This window comes from Rhodococcus sp. LB1, assembly GCF_001583455.1.
In the GTDB taxonomy this organism is placed as follows: Bacteria; Actinomycetota; Actinomycetes; order Mycobacteriales; family Mycobacteriaceae; genus Rhodococcus_F; species Rhodococcus_F opacus.
Genome location: NZ_LTCZ01000151.1, coordinates 1 through 4722 on the forward strand (window position 1 = coordinate 1; position 4722 = coordinate 4722).

Annotated in this window: 3 protein-coding genes; 2 read left to right on the forward strand and 1 reads right to left on the reverse strand. The window is 63.4% G+C overall.

Annotated elements, in window-relative coordinates; translation table 11 throughout:
* The first annotated feature begins 467 nt into the window (after window positions 1-467).
* Entirely contained in the window at window positions 468-1520 is a 1053-nt protein-coding gene (gene moaA / locus AZG88_RS21280; protein ID WP_061698882.1) for a GTP 3',8-cyclase MoaA, read from the forward strand.
* Window positions 1521-1826: 306 nt separating this feature from the next.
* On the opposite strand, the gene AZG88_RS21285 is transcribed toward moaA, so the two are convergent.
* Window positions 1827-2996 (reverse strand): XdhC family protein, encoded by a 1170-nt coding sequence (locus AZG88_RS21285; RefSeq protein ID WP_005250330.1) that lies wholly within the window; start codon window positions 2994-2996, stop codon window positions 1827-1829.
* A gap of 385 nt (window positions 2997-3381) precedes the next feature.
* On the opposite strand from AZG88_RS21285, the gene AZG88_RS21290 reads away from it, so the two are divergent.
* A complete protein-coding gene (locus tag AZG88_RS21290) occupies window positions 3382-4719 on the forward strand; it encodes an MFS transporter (RefSeq protein ID WP_005250331.1) in 1338 nt (445 codons plus the stop codon).
* Window positions 4720-4722: the final 3 nt, after the last annotated feature.

Sequence of the window (4722 nt, forward strand, 5' to 3'; positions counted from 1 at the left end):
AAGGGTGCGACACCAGTTGTCAACACCGACTTCGGGAATTCACATAACAGCAGTTCAAGCCGCCATGTGTACTGGCATGTCGAGCTCGACTGCGATCGGCAGCCTCGGGGTGGAGAAGCTAATCATCAGTAGTCAAACAAAAATGTGGTTTACGGGCGATCACCGGTGGTACTGTCCGCACCTACATCGCCGAGCTGCTGAATGTCCTGGCAGGCACCGGGAGTCCGGTCGCGGCCGCTACGTCTTCGCAACACGTGCGCAATAACCGTTCCGCGTCCGGAAGTGCGCCGTACTCGAGTGCTGAAACCAACTACCCTTACTCATGGTTTCCGGACGAAGGCAGCTGCCTTGGGGGCGGTTACCAGTTCCTTTGCAGGCAGGGCGGCCCGGTGGCATCGGCGGTCATTGGGACCGCCGTCGGCGTACCGACTCGGCTTACTGGATTGATATACGGAAAGGGCGGCGCGATGACGGCAGTGGAGATGGGGATTCCGTCTGTGCGGTCGGCCTCACTCGAAGGGCGCCCGGACGTCGCGCACCTCGTTGATCGTTTCGCCAGGGTGGCCAGGGACCTACGGGTGTCGATCACGGAGAAGTGCTCGCTGCGGTGCACATACTGTATGCCCGAGGCGGGCCTGCCCGCGATCCCGGCGGAGCGGTTGCTCACCGCAGGTGAGATCGTCCGGTTGGTCGAGATCGCCGTGCATCGACTCGGGGTGCGTGAGGTGCGGTTCACCGGTGGTGAGCCGCTCATGCGCGCGGACCTCGAGCACATTATCGGCGGGTGCGCAGAGAAGGTGCCGGGCATTCCGCTGGCGATGACGACGAACGCGGTCGGGCTCGAGCACCGGGTGCGCAGGCTCGCCGACGCCGGCCTGACCCGGATCAACGTCTCCCTCGACACCATCGACCGTGACCACTTCGCGTCGTTGACCCGGCGGGATCGGCTGCCCTCGGTGCTCGCCGGGATCCGCGCCGCCGTCGCAGTCGGGCTCGCCCCGGTGAAGGTCAACGCGGTCCTCATGCCGGAGACGCTGAGCGGAGCGCCGGATCTGTTGCAGTGGTGCCTCGACGAGGGCGTCGCGCTGCGCTTCATCGAGGAGATGCCGCTCGACGCCGACCACGAATGGGCGCGGGGGAGCATGGTGCCGGCCGAGCGTCTGTTGCCGGTGCTTGGTGCGCGCTTCGATCTCGATGAGATCGGGCGGGACGACCCGTCCGCCCCGGCGGTCCAGTGGCGGGTGGACGGAGGCGCCGCGACGGTGGGGATCATCGCGTCGGTCACGCGGTCGTTCTGCGCCGACTGCGATCGCACTCGGCTCACCGCCGAGGGGACCGTTCGGTCGTGCCTGTTCAGCGACTCCGAGATCGATCTACGCGGTGCGTTGCGGTCCGGCGCGGACGACGAGGAGTTGGCGCACTTGTGGCGTGGGGCTATGTGGAACAAGTCGGCGGGGCACGGCATCGACGCCGCTGGGTTCGTTCCGCCCGTGCGGAGTATGGGAGCGATCGGTGGCTGACACAGATTCTGCGGCAACGGAATCGGGTTCCGTCCGGCACGTTGCGGAGGTCGACTCCGGATCAGGATTCTTCGGCTTCCAGGACTGCGGTAGGAGGCCGTCGATCGGGTCGGCGGCGGGCTAGGTGTCGCTACCTTCATCGGGCCGCAGTGAGATTGGTATTTCCACCACACCCTGGCGGATCCCGGGTCCTCGGTGGGTGGATTGATAGATACTGAGACACCGAAGTGTCTGGCGACACCAGCGATGTTCGCGGTCACCCGCCCGTCTTGATTGAATTCGGATATTGAATCGAAAAGCGGAGTACTACTGCAGATTACATTCGATCGGCTCGTCGGGACCCCCGGGTAGGGTGCACACCGTGTGCTCGCGGGGTCCTGCGCCGACAGCGATCGACGGTCGGTGGATCGGGCCCGAGAGTAATCGGAGTTCTCCACCGGTACTTCCACGAATGGTCTTCATCATTTCGGCGAGAATCGACACTGCGGTTTCCTCGGGTGTCTGCGCGCCCAAGTCGAGCCCGATCGGCGAATGTAGGCGTGCAAGGTCGGCGGTGGAGAGTCCACGCTCCCGCAATGCCTCGACGCGGCGCTCATGGGTAGGCCGACTTCCCATCGCACCGATGTACGCGGCGTGCGAGCGGAGGGCACGCTCGAGGAGAGGGAGATCGAACTTCTCATCGTGGGTGAGCACTGCGATTACGGTCCGCCGGTCAATGGGCGCAGATTCGAGGAATTTGTGCGGCCACATCACCACGATGTCGTCAGCATCCGGGAATCTGGCTGGGGTTGCGAACACCGGTCGGGCATCGATGACAGTTACGTGATAACCCGCGAATGCTCCGAGCCTACAGAGGGCGGCGGCGAAGTCGATGGCTCCGAAAATATACATTCGAGGCAGAGGTACGAAGACCTCCACCATAAGTGTGCGGGTCGAATTCGCCCTTCCCGGCACCTCGACTACGTATACAGCGGAGTCTCCTGAATCCAGGCCGCGCTTTACATCTGCAACGTCGTCACGAGCGATGGATAGATCGCCGAACTGCTCATGACGAGAAAGCACGCAGTGGCGGGTGGGATATTCGGCGCTTGTGTCGGTGACAACCGCCACCGGGTTTCCCTCACGGATTCGATCTGCGAGTTCGACGAATTGCGGAAAACTCGTACGATCGACGCGCTGGACAAAGACCTCGATGGTTCCACCGCAGGTCAGGCCGACACCGAACGCGTCATCGTCGGTGACACGAAATACGTCTGTCCGACTGCGTCCGTCGGCGAGCACCTCTAGGGCTGTCTCGTACAGGGCGCCCTCCACACAGCCGCCAGAAACACTGCCGATCACTTCGCCCGATTGCGATACCGCCATGGCCGCGCCGGGCGCGCGGGGTGACGACTTCCAAGTGCGCACTATGGTGGCGAGCGCGAACGGCACGTCGCGGTCGTACCAGGCTGTCAGCCCGGCCAAGATGTCGCGCATCGTTTGTTCTCCTCGGGTGTCTGTCGGCTGAGTACTGCCTGGCTGCGGCACGCCTCGTCGAGCACCTTGCGGTACATGATGCCTCGATCGAGCCATACTCGTCCAATGACGGACGAAATTTGACGTCTTCCGGATATTTGCCAATGCCTCGCATCATCTGCCGAGAGGCATTCGATGCCAACTACCAGGCATCTCCGACTTTCTGGGGCTTGTGTTAACAACTGGTGTCGCACCCTTGCGCGGAGACTTCATCTGTGTTCGTATTATCTCCATCAATTCACAGGCACCCGCCACGTATGCCACGCGTGAGTCGAGCGGCTCACTGCAGCTCGCCCCTGGCGATCCGATTCGCGTCGACCGCGTTCGTGGTGAAGGAGAGGCAGTCATGACCGACACTCGAGATATGGCCCACCCGAGGGCTGAGGACGCCGTCGGGAATCGACGGCAACTCAGACGCGTGTATTTCGCCAGCCTGATCGGCACGACGGTCGAGTTCTACGACTTCATCGTGTTCGGGGTGGCGGCGAGCCTGGTGTTCGGGCAGGTCTTCTTCGAGTCGACGTCCGAGTCGCTCGGGACGATCCTCTCGTTCGCGATTCTCGCGATCGGGTACGCGGCTCGACCGCTCGGCGGGATCATCTTCGGTCACTTCGGGGACCGGGTGGGCCGCAAGTCGACGCTGTTGTGGACGATGATTCTGATGGGGCTGAGCACCTTCTTGATCGGATGCCTGCCGTCCTCGGCGCAGATCGGTGCACTCGCACCGATCCTGCTGGTCACCCTCCGCCTCATCCAGGGGATCGCCGTGGGCGGTGAGTGGGGCGGCGCGGTGTTGATGGCCGTCGAGCACGCTCCCAAGAAGTCACGCGGATTCTTCGGCGGAGCGGCAAGTTTGGGATCGGGAGCCGGAGTGCTGCTGGCCTACGGGGCGTTCGCGTTGCTCAACAACCTGGACGACGAGGCCTTCCTGACCTGGGGATGGCGGTTGCCGTTCCTCTTCTCGGTCGTCGTCGTCGGCGTCGGTCTGTACGTGCGGCTGCGGGTCGAGGAAAGCCCGGTCTTCGAATCCGAACAGCACAGTTCCGAGGCAACGGAGAAGCCGCCCATCCCGCTCATCGAGGTCTTCCGTGAACGACCCGGCAAGGTTCTGCTCGGCATCGGCACCGTCTCGGGCACCTTCATGTCCCAGGCGATCGTGTCGACCTTCCTGATCTCGTACGCCGCCACGCACTACGGTCTGCACCGGTCGACCCTGCTGACCCTGCTCAACGTCTCGCTGGTCATCATGATCTTCACCATCCCGTTCTTCTCGTTCATCTCCGACAAGGTCGGCCGGCGCCAGATCTTCATCCCCGCCGCGGTCGGCTACGCCGTGTTCGCGTTCGTCATGTTCCCGATGGTCGGGTCGGGGTCCCCGCTGATCATCCTGGCCACCTTCATCATCGGAATGGCGATACTCAACTCGGCAGCGACAGGAACCTCCGCCACCCTGCTTTCCGAGCTCTTCCCGACCAAATTCCGCTACACCGGCGCCGGCGTCGCGTACCAGTTCGCCGGCCTCATCGGCGGTGGCATCGGCCCACTGCTCGCCTCGATCTTCGTCGCCCCCGGCGGAATCGGACCGATCGGTGTCTCGATCATGCTCGCAGCATTCTGCACACTCAGCGCCATCTGCGCATACCGGATCGGCGACAACCGCACCGTCGACCTCAGCGACGCATGACAC